Source organism: Staphylococcus gallinarum (assembly GCF_029774255.1).
Classification (GTDB): domain Bacteria; phylum Bacillota; class Bacilli; order Staphylococcales; family Staphylococcaceae; genus Staphylococcus; species Staphylococcus gallinarum.
This window is the reverse complement of record NZ_CP069082.1, coordinates 367,040-385,304: the sequence shown is the minus strand read 5'-3', so window position 1 is coordinate 385,304 and position 18,265 is coordinate 367,040. Positions and strand designations below refer to the sequence as shown.

Genomic DNA, 18,265 nt, shown 5'->3' with positions numbered 1-18,265 from the left:
ATATGAGCGTATAGCAATTATTAGGAGGCGTATTTCGGTGACAGAAACATATATTTATAACAACACTGTCCATCCTGATTGGATTGACCATAACCAACATTTACATGATGCAAAATACTACGACCTATTTAGTGATTCAGTCGCAGGCTTTTTTGAATCAGTTGGCTTATCGACAGATTATCGTAAAGATTTAAATGTTACGATATTTAGCTTAGAAGCACACATTTCCTTTTTAAAGGAATTGTTAGTACATGAAAAATTTTATATTAAGGCACGTCTTTATGATTACGATTATAAACGCGTACATTTATTTTTAACGATGTACAACGAAAAAGATGAACGTTGTGCGACATACGAAGTAATGATGATGGGCGTTGATTTCGAAACAAGAAAAAGCACTCCATTCCCTGATGAGGTTTTTGATAAGATTGCAAACTATTTCGAGCAACAACCTAACTTTGATAGTCCTAAACAATTAGGCCATGTTATTGGTATACCTAAAAGGTAGTAACCAATAAATAGTAGACAATTACAATCAGCCACTGAAATTGATCTACTACTTTAATACTATTTCCATGAAATTAACACATTTACCTTAAGATACCTAAGTGATTAACAAATTAGAGACTAAGTCAGCAGTGACTTAGCCTCTAATTTTTTGCTTTATTATCACAATATTTTATTGCTTACCATTCTAAAATATTTGGCTGTATCATTTACTTCTCATTCCAAATAAACCATCCTATTTTAATTTGTTACATTCGCCTTAAACATCTGATATAAGCCATCTTTAATAAACGTAGCAAAGGCTTCGTATGAATTATCACGTTCTTTGTTTGTGTCGATGATATAACTTATATTCAAATTAAATATTTGAGCAATAACAGTACGTAAGAAATATTCAATATCTACTGCCCTCATCTCACCTTGTTCTATATAGCATTCGATTCTTGGCTTTAAATTTTCAACTATCCTCTGATTAAAGATATCAAAAATAATCGCTTGTATTTCTTTGTTCGTCATTGCTTCATTAATAATAACTTTCAACAGCACTCTATTATCAAACAAAAACTCTGAGCGGTTGTCTACAAATGTATAGATAAATGCTTTAAAGTGTTCTTTTTCATCTAAAGTCTCAGTAAATTCTTTAACGACTACCGGTGCAACATTATCTCTGATGATAGGTAAGATTGCAGCATAAAGTAACGCCTTTTTATTTTTAAATTGTTTATAGACCGTTCCTTCAGCTACGCCAGCTTTCTTTGCAATATCACTCGTACTTGTCTTATCATAGCCTTGTTCACTGAATAATATCAACGCACTCTCAATCACTCTACGTTGTCGTTCTGTTAAATGTTCTAATTGAGGCATTACCTCAGACATTATTTCTTTCACTGTATGATTCATCTTAACCACGACCTTTAAACCTTTCTATAACGTTTCATGCCAAAGATATTCAATATTAACAACACCACAAATATTGCAAACAAGATACATAAATCAAGATAAACATCATCTATTCCAAAGCCTTTGATTATTACTGATTGCATTGCATTACCTGTATAGAATAGTGGCATGATGTGGGCAAAGTACTGTAACCCCGTATTCATAGACTGTATTGGAATTAATCCTGCGAATAACACTTGCGGTACAATAACAAGCGGTATAAATTGAATCATTTGGAACTCTGAAGAAGCAAATGTTGATAATAATATTCCAAAGGTCAAAGCAACAAGTGCTGTTAATATTGTCGTTGCTAACACGAGCCAGATTGAACCTGCAATTGCGATATGCAACACAAAAATTGCATACATCACAACGACTACTGTCTGAATCACACTAAACAAACCATAACCCATAATATACCCAAAGATAATTTCACTCCGTTTTATCGGAGAAGCTAGCAAACGTTCTAATGTGCCTGATGTACGTTCTTTCAATAAGCCTATGCCAGAAATTAAAAATGTGAAAAAGAATACAAAAAAACCAATCAATATCGGATTAATCATGTCAAAATACGTTGCATCTTTATTTGCATACAAATAATCGGATGTCATTTGAACCGGTTTATTGACTTGTGCTTTGTTAGTGTTTGTTTGTTGCTCATCCATAACATTATCGGGCAACTTTGATTGAATTGATTTTAACTGTTGTTGCAGTTGTTCTGTGTTATCTTTCATCTGTGCCATATTATGTTGTATTAACCACTTTTGATTGGCCGAAGCTAATGTGCCTGTCTCTGTAGGATTATCATTCGCATATGTTACATATAATTTATGATTTTTTTCATAGATGAATCCTGTTAATTGGTCATCTTTAATCTTCTGCCCAATAGAATTATTATCATGATACTGTTTTGTTTGGATATCTTGATCATGTAACTGCTCTAAATAAGAATCTGAAATTTGATGAACACCTACTTTAAGACCATTAGCATTATCTGACACTGTAAAAATATAATACAGCAGCGATAATATAAGAATTGGCGCAACTAATAGTAACATTAAGGTTCTTACATCTCTGACCGTTTGCTTAAATATACGTTTGGCAATTTGGAATGCATGCATAATTACCCCTCCATCTTTAGAAATACATCTTCTATCGTTTCAGCATCGTATTGCCGCTTAATATCTTCAGGTGTACCAGACGCAATGATTTCACCATGATTCATCAATAGTAATTTATCACAACGTGATGCCTCATCAAGTACATGTGTCGTTACGAGAATGCTTTTTCCTGCTGTCTTAGCTTCATTTAAATCCTGCCAAATTGCCTTTCTTAACTTAGGATCAATACCAACTGTTGGTTCATCCAAGATAAGAATACCAGGGTCTTGCAACATGCTAATCGCTAGCGAAAGTCGACGTTTCATCCCTCCAGAATAAGTCGCAACCTTTTGATCCAAAGCATCTTGTAATTTAACCATAGCGCTACAATATTCTATTCGCTCATTAATTAACTTCTTATCCTTCATATATATACTCGCAAAAAATTTCAAATTCTCTTTACCTGTTAAATCCTCATATAATGCATCATTTTGAGCCATATAACCTATATCTCCTAGTATTTTCCTATCAGGAATTGTAGTTCCGTTAATCACTACCTCACCAGTATTCACTTTCTCCATACCTAACATACATTGAATTAATGTCGTCTTCCCTGTTCCAGACGGACCAATCAGTCCAACAATTTCACCTGCTTCAAAAAGTACGGAAATATCATTAAGTACACGTTTGTCTCCAAACGACTTATTAACATGATTCACTTCAATCATTTACTATCCACCCCTTCAAGTGAGTGATTACTCACTTTTGAATTATCATACATCTACACACGTTTAAATTCAATTAAAATGTCAAATTTCACTTCCACTAAATATGTATTTGTTAAAAATCCTCCTTTTTAAAATAACTTCAAATATAAAGAAAGTTGCAAATATAAAGATAATCATTAAAATATTAAACATAAGGAATTGATAATTTCGAAGTAAATTGGAAGTGGTAATTATGAAACGTACCGAAAGAAATAAACAAGCATACGAAGAAGATAGAAAGTTAGAAGAACAACGTTACTATAATGAACGAGATCAAAGACGTGAACAACAGTTAGAATATGAAAATGAACGCTCTCGGCGCTCAAAAAAATGGTTAGTCGCAGTAATTGTTATTTTAGTTGCGATTGTTGCAATATGTTTAACGTTCTTTTTCATCCATAAACATAACACCGCGCCAAACGATACTGAATCAACTACGCATGAGCAACAAACAGACAATAAAGAACCCAATGCATCAAACGATTATCAACAACAAACACAAAGCAGTGATATCAATACTCAAATCAATAATGCCAAAGAAAAAATAGAAAATAACCAAAACAGTGAAGATATTATCAACAATCTACAACAAAAAATTGATGGTCTAAAGAATAATGAACATAATGCTACCGATAAATCTTTGACAGAAGATTTCCAACAACAAGCTGACAAATTGAAAGAAGCCAACAATGCGCAGTTAAATAACGAGGATCAATCTAAAGTAAATCAATTATTAACTGATATTGACCAAAAATTAAACACAATCAAAGATAAAATCAACTCATTATTTGATAATTAACAGTCTATATATAACAAACTTACTAAATATTAGCTATGAAGCTTTCTGTGAAGATAGATTGCTTCATAGTTATTTTTATAGTTTACATTTATTAACCTTAAATATTGCTGACTAGGCAATAATTGATGAAATCCGACGTTCGTCGCAACAAAACACCGCTAAAAGTTCTAGTCATGGGAACCTCTACGAAACAAATTATTCATACAAAAAGCCAACCTAAAAGATTAATTGAATCTTTTAGGTTGGCTTTTATGCCTACTTTACGTTTAGGTACTTTGAGTATTTCCTGGGAATTAATGATTGATTGAATCTAATGCTTGTCTTAAGTCATCTACTAAATCATCTGTATCTTCAATACCAACAGATAATCGAATTAATCCATCAGCAATACCTTCTTTTTCTCTAATATCTTTCGGAATAGATGCATGCGTCATTAATGCAGGTACTGAAATTAAACTTTCTACTGCACCTAAACTCTCAGCTAATGTAAAATATTGTGATTTACGAATAACTGCTTTAGCTAATTCGATATCTTTCACTTCAAAGGCAACTACACCTGTATGTCCATCAGCTTGTTCTTTGTGCACGCTATAGTTTAAATGCGTTTCAATACTTGGGTGAAATACTTGTTGCACTGCTGCATGACCTTGTAACATGTCAATGATGGCTAATGTGTTCTTTTGTACTTGTTCCATACGTAAACCTAATGTTTTTATACCTCTAATAAGCAAATAACTATCCTGTGGTCCAAGTACACCACCTGTTGAATTTTGAATAAATCCAATGCGTTCTGCTAAGTCAGCATCTTTTGTAGCTATAAGGCCACTGACAACATCACTATGACCGCCTAAGTATTTTGTAGCTGAGTGCAAGACAATATCGATACCAAAGTCCAAGGGATTTTGGAAATAAGGTGTCATAAATGTATTATCCACAACTGAAATTAAATTATGTTGCTGCGCCAATTCGGCAGATTTTTTGATATCAGTTACACGTAATAATGGATTAGATGGCGTTTCAATATAAAGCATTTTTGTTTCTGGTTTAATATATTGTTCAACTTTAGTTATGTCTGTAGTATCAATAAAATCAACATCAATACCATAACGTGTAAATACTTTAGTTAAGGCTCTATATGTTCCGCCATAAACATCAGAATTTAATAATAAATGATCCCCTTTATCTAATAACATGATAACAGCAGAAATTGCTGCCATCCCTGAGCCAAAAGCAAATCCAAATTCACCGTGTTCTAAATCCGCAATTAAACTTTCTAATGCACTTCTAGTAGGATTAGCTGTACGAGAATATTCATAACCTTGTCTTAAATCTCCAATTTCATCTTGCATATACGTACTTGTTTGATAAATTGGTGTAGTCACTGCACCAGTATATGGATCTGTAGTTAAACCACCATGTATTAATCTTGTTTTTTTATTCATTTTACATTCTCCTCATATTCAAATATTTGCTTCGACATATAACGATCACTACCATCTGGAAATATCGTTACTATAACACCAGTATTAATATGCTTCTTCACCTCTAATGCACCTTGTAACGCAGCACCAGATGAACTACCGACTAACAGTCCTTCTTGCAGTGCTAATTGCTTCACATTTCGAAATGCATCTATATCGGAAACCTTAATAATATCTGAAATTAATTCCTTTGATAAAAACTGTGGCCACGCTTCAACACCGATACCTTCAACATCATGTGCATGCTGTTCACCACCACTTAATACAGACCCTTCTGGCTCTACTACAACATTGCCTACATTATACTGCGATAAGTGCTGTGCAACGCCAGTAAATGTGCCTCCAGATCCAACACCACCAACAAAGTAATCTATGTCAGGTAATGCCGATGTGATCTCTTGACCTAATGTTTTCACATATGCTTGTGGATTTAACTCTGTTTCAAATTGATTTGTATAAAAAGCATTATTGACCGCTGCAAAGTGTTCTGCAGCCTTTCTTGCACCTCGCATGCCTTCTTCACGAGGAGTACGCTCTACTTGTACACCTAGCGCTCTCATGATCGAAATTTTTTCTTCGGAAAACCCTTCAGGTGCATATATTACACAATGTAACTTGAAATGATTTGCTGCCATCGCCAAACCAATACCTGTATTACCTGCCGATGCATCAACAATAGTATCTCCTTTTTTAATTAATCCTTGTTCGAGTGCCTGTTCAACGAGAAATTTACCTAGTCTATCTTTGACACTACCTCCAGGATTATATTGCTCTAATTTTGCATAAATTTGTACTTGCTCATCACTAAATGTTTCCAGTAATACCAACGGCGTATTACCTATCAAGTCATACCCAATCATTTTAGTCCTCCATAATGGCTTGAAATCCTTATTAATCCATACCCTACCATACAGATAAGGATTATATATAAAAAATGAGTCTTTTGCAACTCATTTATATTATAAAGTTACTGATATTAGTCAATGAAGAATCCATACTTAATTAGTCAGAAAAACTTGTATTCTAATAGTGATTCTAGTATAGTTCTAATTATCAGAAAATTCTAATAAATAGGAGGAGTACAACATATGACAAATAATCAATGGCATTTAGACACTTTATCAATTCATGGTGGACAAGAGGTAGATGATTTCTCAAAATCAAGAGCGGTCCCTATTTACCAAACATCAAGTTATGTCTTTGACAGCACCACGCATGCCCAAAATTTATTTTCATTAGCTGAACCTGGAAATATTTACACACGTATCATGAACCCAACTCAAAATGTATTCGAAGAACGTATCACTGCTTTAGAAGGAGGAATCGGGGCACTAGCAACATCTTCTGGACAAGCCGCAATACATTTAGCACTTTTAAATATTGTTGAATCTGGAGATGAAATCGTAGCATCGTCCAATTTATATGGTGGTACATATAATTTGCTTAATGTGACATTTAAAAAATTAGGTATTAAAGTTCACTTTGTAGACCCTAGTGATCCAAATAACTTTAAAACAGCTATTAACAATAAGACTAAAGCAGTTTATGCGGAGACCATTGGTAATCCTAGGATTGATGTATTAGATATTGAAGCTGTAGCTAACATTGCACACGCACATGAGGTTCCATTAATTGTTGATAATACTTTCCCAACACCATATTTATTACGCCCGTTTGAATTTGGTGCAGATATTATAGTTCATTCTGCAACTAAGTTTATTGGAGGTCATGGTACATCAATTGGAGGTATTATTGTCGATAGTGGTAAATTCAATTGGAATAATGGCAAGTTCCCTGGTTTAGTTGAACCTGACGAAAGTTATCATGGCATTTCTTACGTTAATGACGTAGGTGAAGCCGCATATATTACAAAGGCAAGAGTACAATTATTACGTGATTTAGGTTCTGCTGTATCTCCATTTAATGTTCACGAATTCTTAATCGGATTAGAAACCTTACACTTAAGACTCGAACGCCACTCAGAAAATGCCTTACGTGTTGCCCAGTATCTAGAGCAACATCCAAGTGTTACTTGGGTAAATTATCCTGGTTTAGAAAGTAATAATTACTATGAATTAGGACAGAAATATCTACCAAAGGGGCAAGGCGCAATCTTAACCTTTGGCATCGATGGTAGTGTTGATGATATTGCTAACTTTGTTGAAAATCTTCACCTATTCTCTCATTTAGCAAATGTCGGTGATTCAAAATCATTAGTAATACATCCAGCAAGTACAACACATTTACAATTATCACCAGAAGATCAACAAGCGTCTGGTGTTGTTCCAGAACTCGTTCGACTATCTATAGGAACTGAAAATATTAACGATATCATTGCAGATTTAGATCAAAGTCTATCGAAATCAGTAAACACAAACAAATCTTCTGAGTAATTCGAACAACAAAAGTCATATTGTATAACATAAATCACTGTCATGATAAATGTTACATTATTGCTATATGTTGAATCATATTGTACTCATTATATATAAGACACCTCGTTAATTTAGTAGCATTTATTAAATAATACGAAGTGTCTTATTTTTTTATGCGCTTTTATATACAATCACATATGACTATGGTGTATTTTAGCGAGACTCCTGTGGGAACAGGACGTGCTGAAGACTATAGGCTGAAGCTGTCCCCTAGGAAAGCGAGCTAACAATACGAAATATGAATAAAAGAAAACAAATGAAAGATTATGCACTTAATGATTTATATACCATCACTTACATGACAAATTTAATTTGAAGATTTAAATATATCCTAATGTAAATATCAAAAATGAATACAACGTATTTTAGCGAGACTCCTGTGGGAACAGGACGTGCTGAAGACTACAGGCTGAAGCTGTCCCCTAGGAAAGCGAGCTAACAATACGAAATATGAATATAAAACAACACTCAGATAAATCGATTTCAAAAATATGAGTCTTTTTCTAGCGTTATGTCTAGACGCGTTGTTTTTAATTTATGGATTACAAAATCACTTATTACTCATGTAGGACGCTTCTATGTGCCCTATAATACGCCACTCGCTATCCTCACAGACGTCATTCATGCATTAACAAGGTCAGATTGTATAACAATACATTGAACATAAAGTTCAAAAGTGTTCGCTATGAGTGACTTTCATTTAGTAGATCATTACACACAACAATGAACATGGCAGTCTCCCCGCACACAACCGACAGTCTCGCCTCTCGCTGAGTTACTCACCCTATTCACTATTATTTTTAAATTTCCTTTTGAATTTCACATATAATATTGGGATAATAACGATAATCATTCAAAAACAAAGGAGGGACAAATCATGGATAGCACAAAAGATAAATTAACCATACAAGCTATCTTACTCGCTGGAAAAATTTTATTATCTTCAGGTGCTGAAGTTTCACGTGTAGAAGATACAATGAGACGTATGGCCATATGTATGGGTTACTATCACAGTCAAGGTTATGTCATAAATGTATTTATTAATTTCTCACTAAGTGAGGAACACGACACACGTATCTTACGTATAGACAAAAACATAACAAACTTATTAAAAATTTATCAAGTAAACTCAATTTCTCGTCAACTTACAAGTAATCACATTTCAATAGAAGAAGCCTATCAGCAATTAAGTAATATTGAGCATAGTACAGTATCTATCTCACTGTGGAAGAAAGTCGTCGCAGCAGGCATCATTTCTCTGTGTTTTTTATATTTACAAGGTGGAACATGGCCTGAAATGCTCACTACATTAATTGCAGGTGCTACAGGCTTTTGCATTGTAGAATTTATGCAAAGCAAATCCTTAACAATGTTTATACCAGAATTTGTGGGATCATTTGTCTTAGGCGCTATCATTATCTTAGGTTCTCATATCTTCCACATCGAGAACACCTTTGGTCCTGCAATGATTGCATCAGTGATGCCCATTGTGCCTGGTGTATTGATTACTACTGCTATCCAAGATTTATTCGCTCGTCACATGTTAATGTTTACTGCAAAATTCTTGGAAGCACTTGTCATTGCATTTGCTATCGGTTCAGGTATTGCTATTGCATATGTAACATTTTAAGGAGGACTAAAGATGACAATCATTTTCACGTTTATCTGTAGCTTTTGTGCATCATATTTTTTCAATGTGATATACGACGCACCTAAAAAGTTATTTATTCCTGCTGGTTTCGCAGGTGCGATGGGTTACATGGTGTATTTTGTATTAACGGAAAGCTTTCATATGGATAGTATTTATACAAGTTTACTGGGTAGTTTAACATTGGGGCTACTTAGTCATATTATGAGTCGTATATTTAAAGCACCAGTTGTTATTTTTATGATTCCAGGTATTATTCCCCTTGTTCCAGGTAGTATTGCATTTAGAGCAACACAACAACTTGTAACCTTACAGTTTACCGACGCAACAAATACATTTATACGCGCCATTCTTGTAGCAGGTGCGATTGCCTTAGGTCTTCTTATTTCTGACCAATTGTCTAAAACACTAAACATCCGTAAACTATGGGCAATAAAACGTAATAGATTATAAAAAAACACCACACGCATTTACTATCATAAACTCAAAGGTCTAACCTCTGGTTTTATTAATATAGCAAGTGTTGTGTGGTGTCTTTGATATCATTAATTAATGAAATATAAACCTGTCAGTACATTTGCTTCAAGATGGCTAATGTCAATTTGAATCGTACTATTTTGTATTAAATGGTGTTGACTTACATAATTCGTTATTGCTTCCTTATATGGCAATGCACTTTGCGTTACGCCACCACCTAGAACTATATGGTAAATGTTAAAGACGCTAAATATGTTAATACATAGTTGTTGTGTTAATTTAATCACTTCTTCAACCATAGTATGAATTGTTTCGTCTTCATGCTCGAGATACATCGTTATAGCTTCTCTAGTAGTCACTGGTCGATTTAAAAGGTCACTCGCCTTTCGACTAATGGCTAATCCAGATATTTCATTTTCTACACATCCATACTGGTGACAAACCGGACATTGGTAATCACTATCATTTTTAATTACAGTATGACCAATTTCACCAAAGTTGCCATCTACACCTGAAACTAACTGTCCATTTTTGACATATGCCATACCAACACCAGTACTAATCGTTAAATAAACAAAATCAGATGTAGTTGATTTAATATATCGATACTCCGCTAACGCAGCAGCATCTGTATCATTAACAAAGCTCGGCTTAAATTGACTGTGTTGCTCAATATATTGCCCTGCATTAAATTGATTGTATTGTTGTAAGTTTGGCGGATTTAAGAACAATCCCTGTGTATAGTCACATGGACCAGGCATAGCAATATTCAATATATTGCTATCTATCTCTTTGTATTCTGTTACAAAATGATTCGCTAGTTTAATTATTTCAGTAAATTGTTGCTTCGGATCTTCCTTTATCGTTTCAAATTTTTTACTAGCAATGATATCAAGTTGTTCATTGACTACCCCAACAATAGTCTTCGTACCTCCGATATCAACGCATAATTTTAACATAATCATTCCACCTCACTCATGTTGATAACCATTTCAAATCTGATAGATGACTTAAACATAACTGATAATTGCAATCAAATCGCCTTCTATAACGACATTCGTATCCTCTACGGTCAATATTAAATGATCACCTTTTACTAATTCATGGACCTCTCCATCTATTTCAATTGTTCCACGACCTTCTACAATTGATATAAGTTCATAATCACGTGATAAGTCGTAGTTTAATTTGCCTGAAATTTCCCAACGCGCAACTGTAAAAAATGTATTGGAGACAAATTGTGTATATTTCTGACCTTGTATATTTTTTGATATTGGTGTGCTATTTGGTGAGTTGTCATTTAATTGAATGACTGCTTTACTTTGTTCAAGATGTAACGCTCTTTGATTTCCATCTTTATCTGTTCGATCATAATCATAAATTCTATAAGTCGTATCTGAAGATTGTTGTGTTTCTAATATTTGGATACCTTCACCTATAGCATGTACAGTCCCAGCAGGTACATAATAAAAATCACCGGGCTGAACTTTAACACGTTTAAAAAGTTGGTCAAACGCTCTATTGTCAATCATTTCATTTAATTCATTAGAATCCGTTGTATTTACACCATAAATAATCTCAGCGTCCGCTTTAGCATCAAGAATATACCAACATTCTGTCTTGCCATATTCCCCTTCATGCTTCAATGCATAATCGTCATTAGGATGTACTTGTACAGATAATTTATCATTCGCATCTAATATTTTGGTTAACAATGGAAAAGTATGTGCTTTGGGATTTCCAAATAATGCTTTGTCTTCTATCCATACTTGATCTAATGTTTTTCCTTGATGTCTACCATTCTTAATCTTATTTGGTCCATTTGGATGTGCCGAAATGCCCCAACATTCCCCTGTAATATCACTAGGGATATCATAATTAAACGCCTTTAATCCTGTACCTCCCCAAATACGTTCCTTGAACTCTGGTTCTAAAAATAACACCATCACTGCATACCTCCATTAAATTGCTTTCAGTATATTATATATTTCGTCTTTACTTTGTGCATTGATAAGCTGCATTCTAATATCATCGTTCATCAATGTTCTTGAAAGTCTTTGTAATAATTTTAAATGAACATCATTACTTTGACTTGGTACAACAATTAAAAATATAATCTTCGGTAATGAACCATCAAGACTTTCCCATTCTACACCAGCCTTATTATTTAATACTGCTACAATCGGTTGCTTCACTACGCTAGATTTAGCATGTGGAATAGCAACATTCATTCCAATTGCTGTAGTGGATTCTGCTTCACGTGCCATTACCGCTTCTTTTAATATTGACTTATTGCTAATATAATCATGATCCGCTAACTGGTCAATTAATTGATTAATCACTGTGTCACGTGTCATTGTTTCATCACTTAATTCAATCACACGTTTGTCAAAAACACGCTCAGAATTATCATCATCTGCTTGCTCATGTGTTACCTTACTTTCTTGCGATAGTTGTTCTTGGTTCGTCGTCATACTTTCATCACTCACCGCTTGATTTTCACTGATTACACCTGTATCCATTGGACTTGAATGAACTGCAACAGCTGGCGCCGTTCGTTTCATCAACAATACAACAATCATCGTGACAATACTACCTACAATCACCGCAATAAAGAACCATAATATCTGGTCAATACCACCTAATACTGCTACAATCGGTCCGCCATGTGCTACTCTATCACCAACACCACCGATAGCAGCTATTACTGCTGCAATCATAGAACCAATCATATTTGCTGGTATAATTCTTAATGGATCTTGCGCAGCAAATGGTATTGCTCCTTCGGTTATACCAAACAATCCCATTGTAAACGATGCTTTACCCATTTCAACTTCTCCATGATTAAATTTACGCTTATTGATAAATGTAGCAAGACCTAAACCAATCGGCGGCGTACATACTGCCACTGCGACCATGCCCATTACTGTATAATTACCCTCTGCAATTAGTGCTGAGCCAAATAAAAATGCTACTTTATTGATTGGTCCTCCCATATCAAAGGCAATCATTGCTCCTATGATAAGGGCTAAAATAATAATATTAGTACCTTGCATCCCTTTTAACCAAGATGTTAGCCCTTCAAATATACTTGAAATTGGTGCACCAATAACAAAGATAAATATTAATCCTACAATGAGTGATGAAATAATTGGAATAATAATAATCGGCATTATCGGGGCCATTGCTTTAGGTGTCTTTATATTCTTAATCCACTTCGCAATATAACCAGCTAAGAAACCTGCCACAATACCACCTAAGAAACCCGCACCTGCATCACTACCATAGAAACTACCGTCAGCTGCAATTGCACCGCCAATCATACCAGGAACCAACCCAGGTTTGTCGGCTATACTCACTGCAATATAACCAGCTAATATTGGAACCATAAACTTAAATGACAGACTACCTATATTTTCTACAGATTTCCATATAGAATCTTCTGGAATGACTAGTCCTTCTGCAGAAGGTTTGCCACCAATGGTTAATGCAATAGCCATCAATAAACCACCTACTACGATAAAGGGAACCATAAATGACACACCATTCATCAAATGTTGATAAATGACTTGTAGTCCCTTTTTATTTTCGGATTGTGTTCTTTGATTCGCATCAGCATCATACTGTTCATGATGAATACTTGCTTCTTTTTTTATGATTCTCTGAATTAATTGTTCAGGATTGTGTATTCCTTCCCTTACACTTTCATTAACTAAGTACTTCCCATCGAATCTAGTAAGGTCAACTTGGCGATCTGCAGCAATGATAATACCATCCGCTTCTTTAATTTCCTCAGTAGTTAATTTATTTTCTGTCCCTACACCACCTTGCGTCTCTACTTTTATTTCTACTCCCATACGTTCTGCCGCTTGTTCTAATTTCTCTTGAGCCATATATGTGTGCGCTATCCCATTTGGGCACGAAGTTATAGCTAAAATTTTCATAATTTCATCTGCCTCCTTATCCACTCCATTGTAACCGCATACATTTATCGCAAAAAAATAATAATTGCCGTTGTTAGTGGCAATTATTCTCTAATTAAAGTCATGATTTTTTTCTGAAGCACCTGCTCATCTAACAATAAATATTGATCAACATCATTTTCTGTTAAATCTGCAATATTGTGTATAATTTTCTTCATTATCGGTATATCAGCCTCAGTAATGGCTAAGAAAAACACCAATTTGACTTTATTTTGTTTCCATAACAAGCCCTGTTCATGTTTAAACACTATAACATGTGATTTCAATACTTCTTTAGGGTTGCCATGAGGCATACTAATAGCATTTCCAATAAATGTAGAAGCAAATTTTTCTCTTTCTAATGCACTTGGTATATAACTTTCGGTAATTGCATGATTATTATTTAATATACTTTGTGCCTTATCGAAAACAACAGCCATATCAGTAACCTCATCATCGCCTCCTACCACATCTACTTGAACTGATGATAAATCTGCTTGATTAATTACGTTATTATTGATTTGGTTAATAATTACCTTCACTTTCTCAGCATCCTCATTTGAAAATAAAGGTGAAACTGTTACTTGAGAAAGTCGCTTTGGTAAATGATTACCTTCTATCTCATGCGTTGTAACTAATACATCGATGCCTTCAAAGTGATAATCATAAACTGAATCCAGCTGTACGGTATCTATCACTTCGATACGTTCGTCAAGCTTTAAAATTTTAGCTTCTAGTAAACTGGAAATACCTAAACCATAATAACAAGCTATCACTATTTTAATTTTTTCTTGTTCGTTTCTTTCAACTGATGATTGAAAATGTAATGCTAAAAAGGCAATTTCATCTTCTACTAAATGAATATCGGCATCAACTTCTAACTCTTTCACAATGTCATATAACGCATCAAAGATAAATGGATAGTTTTTTTTTATATCTTGAGTCAAAGGATTATTGATATATACATTTTTAATTATTCTGTGATATGTCCTACTAAAATGTGAAAATATATTGTCTCTCAATACACTATCTTGGGTAAAACCTACACCAATATTTTGCTCCATTTGAACAATGAGCCGTTCAATATAACTTTTGACGAATAATTGTTCAAATCCAAGATCATGTTGTTCAAAATAATCACTAATAAAGAAAGAAAAAAGTTTTGTTGTCTCTCTATTCAAATCATATCCTAGTCTATTATTAATTTCTGTAATACATTGATTAGCAATTTCAAATGACTTTGGTTTTATATCCCATGCTTTATAACTAATATTTTGTCTTTTATAAATAATGATTAAATGAATAATTAACTGTTTGAGCTGTATTTGTGTTGCTTGAATATGGTTATATATCAAGACACGCTTAATAATTTGTGTTATTTGTTCTAAATGCACTTTAGGAATATCGGCTAATATTATATCTTCAATCGATTTATTTTTAGATGTTAGTTGACTCAAGTGTAAAATAGCATTTCTAATATTCATCTCATTTCCTTTAATACATACACCTTTATTTCTAACACTTTCAACTAGAACATCAAATGACTGACACCAATTAGCAAATCTTTGTAAATAATCTAAAAATTCATTTTTAGTTATCTTTAGGTCAGCAATCAGACGTTCCGTCGTCGTAGGATCGTGTTGCATTAACAACCGATAACCTAAATTCATTAATATTTCACTATCCTTATTGGCATAGTCATTGATATAATGTTCAATCGTTTCAATACGATACTGCTCTAAATTCAATCTAAAGCCACGACCCTTTACACTAGTGATTACTGGATCGCTAAACAATGTATTGATATACTTTATATCCGATCGCACAGTTCTATTAGAGACACTTAATATAGCTGCAATATCATCTGCACTTTTGTAATTTTCAGATTCCTGTATAAACAGACGCATGATCTTAATATGTCGTTCTATCATATATACACCTCATTTCATCAAGGCTTTTGTTTATATTGCAGTTAATATCAGCAATTATATTGTAGGTCTATTTGACATTAAGAGCAAGTTACAATAAAACATTATTTTATATAATAAAAAAGCACTACTTATAATTTTTACAAGTAGTACCTTTTTACAATACGCATATACTCAAATCAAAATATGATTTTTAAATAGTTATTTTTCATAAGGTATGACATCTTGTCCATATTTCTTTTTAATAAATGACTTCATATCTTTGGATTGTAATACCTTTAATAATTCTTGATACTTTTTATCACCTTTATGCCCTTTTTGAACTGCTATTATATTTGCAAAAGGTGATGATTTCCCTTCAACTGCAATCGCATCTTTATGTGGTGTCAGTCCATTATCAATTGCATAATTCGAATTCATAATAACCGCTGCGCCTTCTTTACTCTTGTATGTCTTAGGTAAAAATTCAGCACCTTGTTTATTATTAAACTTAAGTTGTTTTTTATTCTCAACTATATCATCAAACTTAGCATCCTCGATTTTGACACCTTTTTTAATTTTAATTAATCCTTTATCAACAAAGAATGATAAGAATCGACCTTCTTCTGCAGGATTATTCGATACATAAATTGTAGATCCTTTTGGAATATCTTTAATATTTTTATACTTTTGACTATAAACACCCATTGGCGTAGTGAATACCTTACCTACTTCTTCTATATTATAATTATGATCTTTTCTTTCTGCTTTAAGATAAGGTACATGTTGGAAAAAGTTTGCATCTACATCACCTTTATCTAATAATTTATTCGGTACTTTATAATCATTTACTGTTTTTATTTTTAAATCGTAGCCCTTTTTTGCCATTGCTTTTTTTGCGTGTTCTAATACCTCTCCGTGCGGTGCAGGTGATGCGGCGATAGTTATTTTTTTATTTGCTGCATCACTATTTGATTTGCCACAAGCAGCTAAAACACCAATTAAACTCAATAACAGAATTGCATATGTAAATTTTTTCATGTCATCTCTCCTTATTATTCATATAAAAAATGCCTTCTCTAAATAAAGAGAAGGCATTCTGCTTCTCTCATCTTCGAAAGTTAAATACTTTCTGTGAATTAGCACCATTTCGTATTACGACGGTTGCTGGGTTTCATCGGGCACATCCCTCCACCACTCTTGATAAGAGTTATAAATATGTATTTGAATTTATTTAATCCTAGCATTTTGGTCATGTTTAGTCAATCTAATTTTTAGAATTTTCTGTATGCTTCAATTTCATATGCTTTATATTAACTTTTTGTTCCATGTGAAACAGCTTAATCCTATAGCTTTATAGCATGTTTCTATACTGTTCATCCCATAAATACCATAGCACAATATGCAATTAAATTATTTAACGCATGTAACGCTATCGCAACAGACAACTTTCGACCTGACTTTAAATAAACATACGCGAGACCGATAGCAATAATTAAATACATCACAATTTCTAAAGGTGATTTCGCTTCTGTGACATGTAGTGAAGCAAAGATGATAACTGAAATGATAGACATCAACGTAAAGCTGAATTTCTTACCAAGTTCACCAATTAACAAATGCCTAAATAAAAATTCTTCATTAATTGGCGCAATAATCACAATAGAAAAAAATGCTAAAAACGTTGAAAATGGCGTAGCAAACATTTGCTCAATTAATTTATCATTTTCTGTTTCGTCAAATTTCCAAGACTCCGGAGCAAATAAATCTACCAATTCAGGATAAATTGCCTTTAGAATGAATAACACAATAAACGTGAGTATAATTAATTTCCAATACCGTTTCATATGTTTAATGCCTTGTGTCAAACGGTCCTTAAAGGATCGTCTATAAAATAGTATCCATGTCCCAAATAAAATAATGAAGGCAATCAAATCTACAATTAACTGTATCATATTCAACATGTGATCATTCATTTGAAAAGCCTTATTTTCAGTTCCTAAATATAAAATAAATACAAAAATCGAACAAATTAAGGACAATGCAAATGTACTAACTAAATAGATAACCGGTAAAATAAAATCTAGCCATTTAATATCTTTCCATTTATATGTATATTTTCCTGATATTTTCATTGTATCCCCCCTTTCACATTTTAAAATAACATAAAAATTAAATTGTATATATAGTTTTTCAAAATGCTTATCGCTTATAGTTATTGATTTATATGCGTAATTTATGGA

At 33.4% G+C, this 18,265-nt stretch carries 16 protein-coding genes and 1 riboswitch; of the genes, 5 read left to right on the top strand and 11 right to left on the bottom strand.

Annotated features, from left to right (window positions below):
• Nucleotides 1-37 precede the first annotated feature (37 nt).
• A complete protein-coding gene (locus JN168_RS01560; protein ID WP_042740410.1) occupies nt 38-508 on the top strand; it encodes a thioesterase family protein in 471 nt (156 codons plus the stop codon).
• A gap of 239 nt (nt 509-747) precedes the next feature.
• Here the strand turns inward: JN168_RS01560 and JN168_RS01555 are convergent, their stop codons facing one another.
• The 3 genes from JN168_RS01555 to JN168_RS01545 are packed head-to-tail and all read right to left on the bottom strand — an operon-like array spanning nt 748 to nt 3,274.
• Nucleotides 748-1,407: a TetR/AcrR family transcriptional regulator gene (locus tag JN168_RS01555; protein WP_279526116.1), complete on the bottom strand. Its 660-nt coding sequence runs from the start codon at nt 1,405-1,407 to the stop codon at nt 748-750.
• Nucleotides 1,408-1,421: 14 nt separating this feature from the next.
• Nucleotides 1,422-2,567 (bottom strand): ABC transporter permease, encoded by a 1,146-nt coding sequence (locus JN168_RS01550; protein ID WP_279526115.1) that lies wholly within the window; start codon nt 2,565-2,567, stop codon nt 1,422-1,424.
• Nucleotides 2,568-2,569: 2 nt separating this feature from the next.
• Nucleotides 2,570-3,274, bottom strand: a complete 705-nt coding sequence (locus tag JN168_RS01545) for an ABC transporter ATP-binding protein (protein WP_042740413.1) — start codon at nt 3,272-3,274, stop codon at nt 2,570-2,572.
• A gap of 232 nt (nt 3,275-3,506) precedes the next feature.
• Here JN168_RS01545 and JN168_RS01540 point away from each other — a divergent pair, with 232 nt between their 5' ends.
• Nucleotides 3,507-4,112, top strand: coding sequence for a hypothetical protein (locus JN168_RS01540; RefSeq protein WP_042740414.1), 606 nt, complete (start codon nt 3,507-3,509; stop codon nt 4,110-4,112).
• Between the two features lie 293 nt (nt 4,113-4,405).
• Here JN168_RS01540 and JN168_RS01535 read toward each other — a convergent pair whose 3' ends face one another.
• Both JN168_RS01535 and JN168_RS01530 read right to left on the bottom strand, forming a co-directional pair.
• Nucleotides 4,406-5,554 (bottom strand): bifunctional cystathionine gamma-lyase/homocysteine desulfhydrase, encoded by a 1,149-nt coding sequence (locus JN168_RS01535; protein ID WP_042740416.1) that lies wholly within the window; start codon nt 5,552-5,554, stop codon nt 4,406-4,408.
• Nucleotides 5,551-6,453 (bottom strand): PLP-dependent cysteine synthase family protein, encoded by a 903-nt coding sequence (locus JN168_RS01530; RefSeq protein WP_229366512.1) that lies wholly within the window; start codon nt 6,451-6,453, stop codon nt 5,551-5,553. Before JN168_RS01530 ends, JN168_RS01535 begins: the two co-directional genes overlap by 4 nt.
• 228 nt (nt 6,454-6,681) lie before the next feature.
• Here JN168_RS01530 and JN168_RS01525 point away from each other — a divergent pair, with 228 nt between their 5' ends.
• The 3 genes from JN168_RS01525 (at nt 6,682) to JN168_RS01515 (ending at nt 10,129) form a co-directional block, all read left to right on the top strand.
• A complete protein-coding gene (locus tag JN168_RS01525) occupies nt 6,682-7,986 on the top strand; it encodes a homocysteine synthase (RefSeq protein ID WP_229366511.1) in 1,305 nt (434 codons plus the stop codon).
• Nucleotides 7,987-8,905: 919 nt separating this feature from the next.
• The gene (locus JN168_RS01520; protein WP_042740419.1) at nt 8,906-9,658 is read left to right on the top strand and encodes a threonine/serine exporter family protein; all 753 of its coding nucleotides are present in this window, start codon (nt 8,906-8,908) and stop codon (nt 9,656-9,658) included.
• A gap of 12 nt (nt 9,659-9,670) precedes the next feature.
• Nucleotides 9,671-10,129, top strand: a complete 459-nt coding sequence (locus JN168_RS01515; RefSeq protein ID WP_042740420.1) for a threonine/serine exporter family protein — start codon at nt 9,671-9,673, stop codon at nt 10,127-10,129.
• 92 nt (nt 10,130-10,221) lie between these two features.
• Here the strand turns inward: JN168_RS01515 and JN168_RS01510 are convergent, their stop codons facing one another.
• The 6 genes from JN168_RS01510 to JN168_RS01485 all read right to left on the bottom strand — a co-directional run bounded on the left by JN168_RS01510 (nt 10,222) and on the right by JN168_RS01485 (nt 18,157).
• A complete protein-coding gene (locus JN168_RS01510; RefSeq protein ID WP_279526114.1) occupies nt 10,222-11,112 on the bottom strand; it encodes an ROK family protein in 891 nt (296 codons plus the stop codon).
• A 51-nt stretch (nt 11,113-11,163) separates the two neighbouring features.
• Nucleotides 11,164-12,099 carry a mannose-6-phosphate isomerase, class I gene (gene manA, locus JN168_RS01505; protein WP_279526113.1) on the bottom strand — a complete coding sequence of 312 codons (936 nt, stop codon included), beginning with the start codon at nt 12,097-12,099 and terminating at the stop codon, nt 11,164-11,166.
• Nucleotides 12,100-12,114: 15 nt separating this feature from the next.
• The gene (locus JN168_RS01500) at nt 12,115-14,097 is read right to left on the bottom strand and encodes a fructose-specific PTS transporter subunit EIIC (protein WP_279526112.1); all 1,983 of its coding nucleotides are present in this window, start codon (nt 14,095-14,097) and stop codon (nt 12,115-12,117) included.
• Nucleotides 14,098-14,180: 83 nt separating this feature from the next.
• On the bottom strand, nt 14,181-16,046 hold the full coding sequence (locus tag JN168_RS01495) for a BglG family transcription antiterminator (RefSeq protein ID WP_229366509.1): 1,866 nt from the start codon (nt 16,044-16,046) through the stop codon (nt 14,181-14,183).
• 198 nt (nt 16,047-16,244) lie between these two features.
• Nucleotides 16,245-17,063, bottom strand: a complete 819-nt coding sequence (locus tag JN168_RS01490; protein ID WP_042740425.1) for a MetQ/NlpA family ABC transporter substrate-binding protein — start codon at nt 17,061-17,063, stop codon at nt 16,245-16,247.
• Between the two features lie 64 nt (nt 17,064-17,127).
• A riboswitch (SAM riboswitch) is annotated at nt 17,128-17,232 on the bottom strand.
• Between the two features lie 166 nt (nt 17,233-17,398).
• Nucleotides 17,399-18,157: a CPBP family intramembrane glutamic endopeptidase gene (locus JN168_RS01485; RefSeq protein ID WP_119625038.1), complete on the bottom strand. Its 759-nt coding sequence runs from the start codon at nt 18,155-18,157 to the stop codon at nt 17,399-17,401.
• Nucleotides 18,158-18,265: the final 108 nt, after the last annotated feature.

Coding starts and splice junctions, on each gene's coding strand:
- JN168_RS01550 (WP_279526115.1), bottom strand. CDS start 2,567: ATGCATGCATTCCAAATTGCCAAACGTATATTTAAGCAAACGGTCAGA.
- JN168_RS01495 (WP_229366509.1), bottom strand. CDS start 16,046: ATGATAGAACGACATATTAAGATCATGCGTCTGTTTATACAGGAATCT.
- JN168_RS01530 (WP_229366512.1), bottom strand. CDS start 6,453: ATGATTGGGTATGACTTGATAGGTAATACGCCGTTGGTATTACTGGAA.
- JN168_RS01490 (WP_042740425.1), bottom strand. CDS start 17,063: ATGAAAAAATTTACATATGCAATTCTGTTATTGAGTTTAATTGGTGTT.
- JN168_RS01555 (WP_279526116.1), bottom strand. CDS start 1,407: ATGAATCATACAGTGAAAGAAATAATGTCTGAGGTAATGCCTCAATTA.
- JN168_RS01545 (WP_042740413.1), bottom strand. CDS start 3,274: ATGATTGAAGTGAATCATGTTAATAAGTCGTTTGGAGACAAACGTGTA.
- JN168_RS01520 (WP_042740419.1), top strand. CDS start 8,906: ATGGATAGCACAAAAGATAAATTAACCATACAAGCTATCTTACTCGCT.
- JN168_RS01535 (WP_042740416.1), bottom strand. CDS start 5,554: ATGAATAAAAAAACAAGATTAATACATGGTGGTTTAACTACAGATCCA.
- JN168_RS01515 (WP_042740420.1), top strand. CDS start 9,671: ATGACAATCATTTTCACGTTTATCTGTAGCTTTTGTGCATCATATTTT.
- JN168_RS01510 (WP_279526114.1), bottom strand. CDS start 11,112: ATGTTAAAATTATGCGTTGATATCGGAGGTACGAAGACTATTGTTGGG.
- JN168_RS01525 (WP_229366511.1), top strand. CDS start 6,682: ATGACAAATAATCAATGGCATTTAGACACTTTATCAATTCATGGTGGA.
- JN168_RS01485 (WP_119625038.1), bottom strand. CDS start 18,157: ATGAAAATATCAGGAAAATATACATATAAATGGAAAGATATTAAATGG.
- JN168_RS01540 (WP_042740414.1), top strand. CDS start 3,507: ATGAAACGTACCGAAAGAAATAAACAAGCATACGAAGAAGATAGAAAG.
- JN168_RS01500 (WP_279526112.1), bottom strand. CDS start 14,097: ATGAAAATTTTAGCTATAACTTCGTGCCCAAATGGGATAGCGCACACA.
- manA (WP_279526113.1), bottom strand. CDS start 12,099: ATGGTGTTATTTTTAGAACCAGAGTTCAAGGAACGTATTTGGGGAGGT.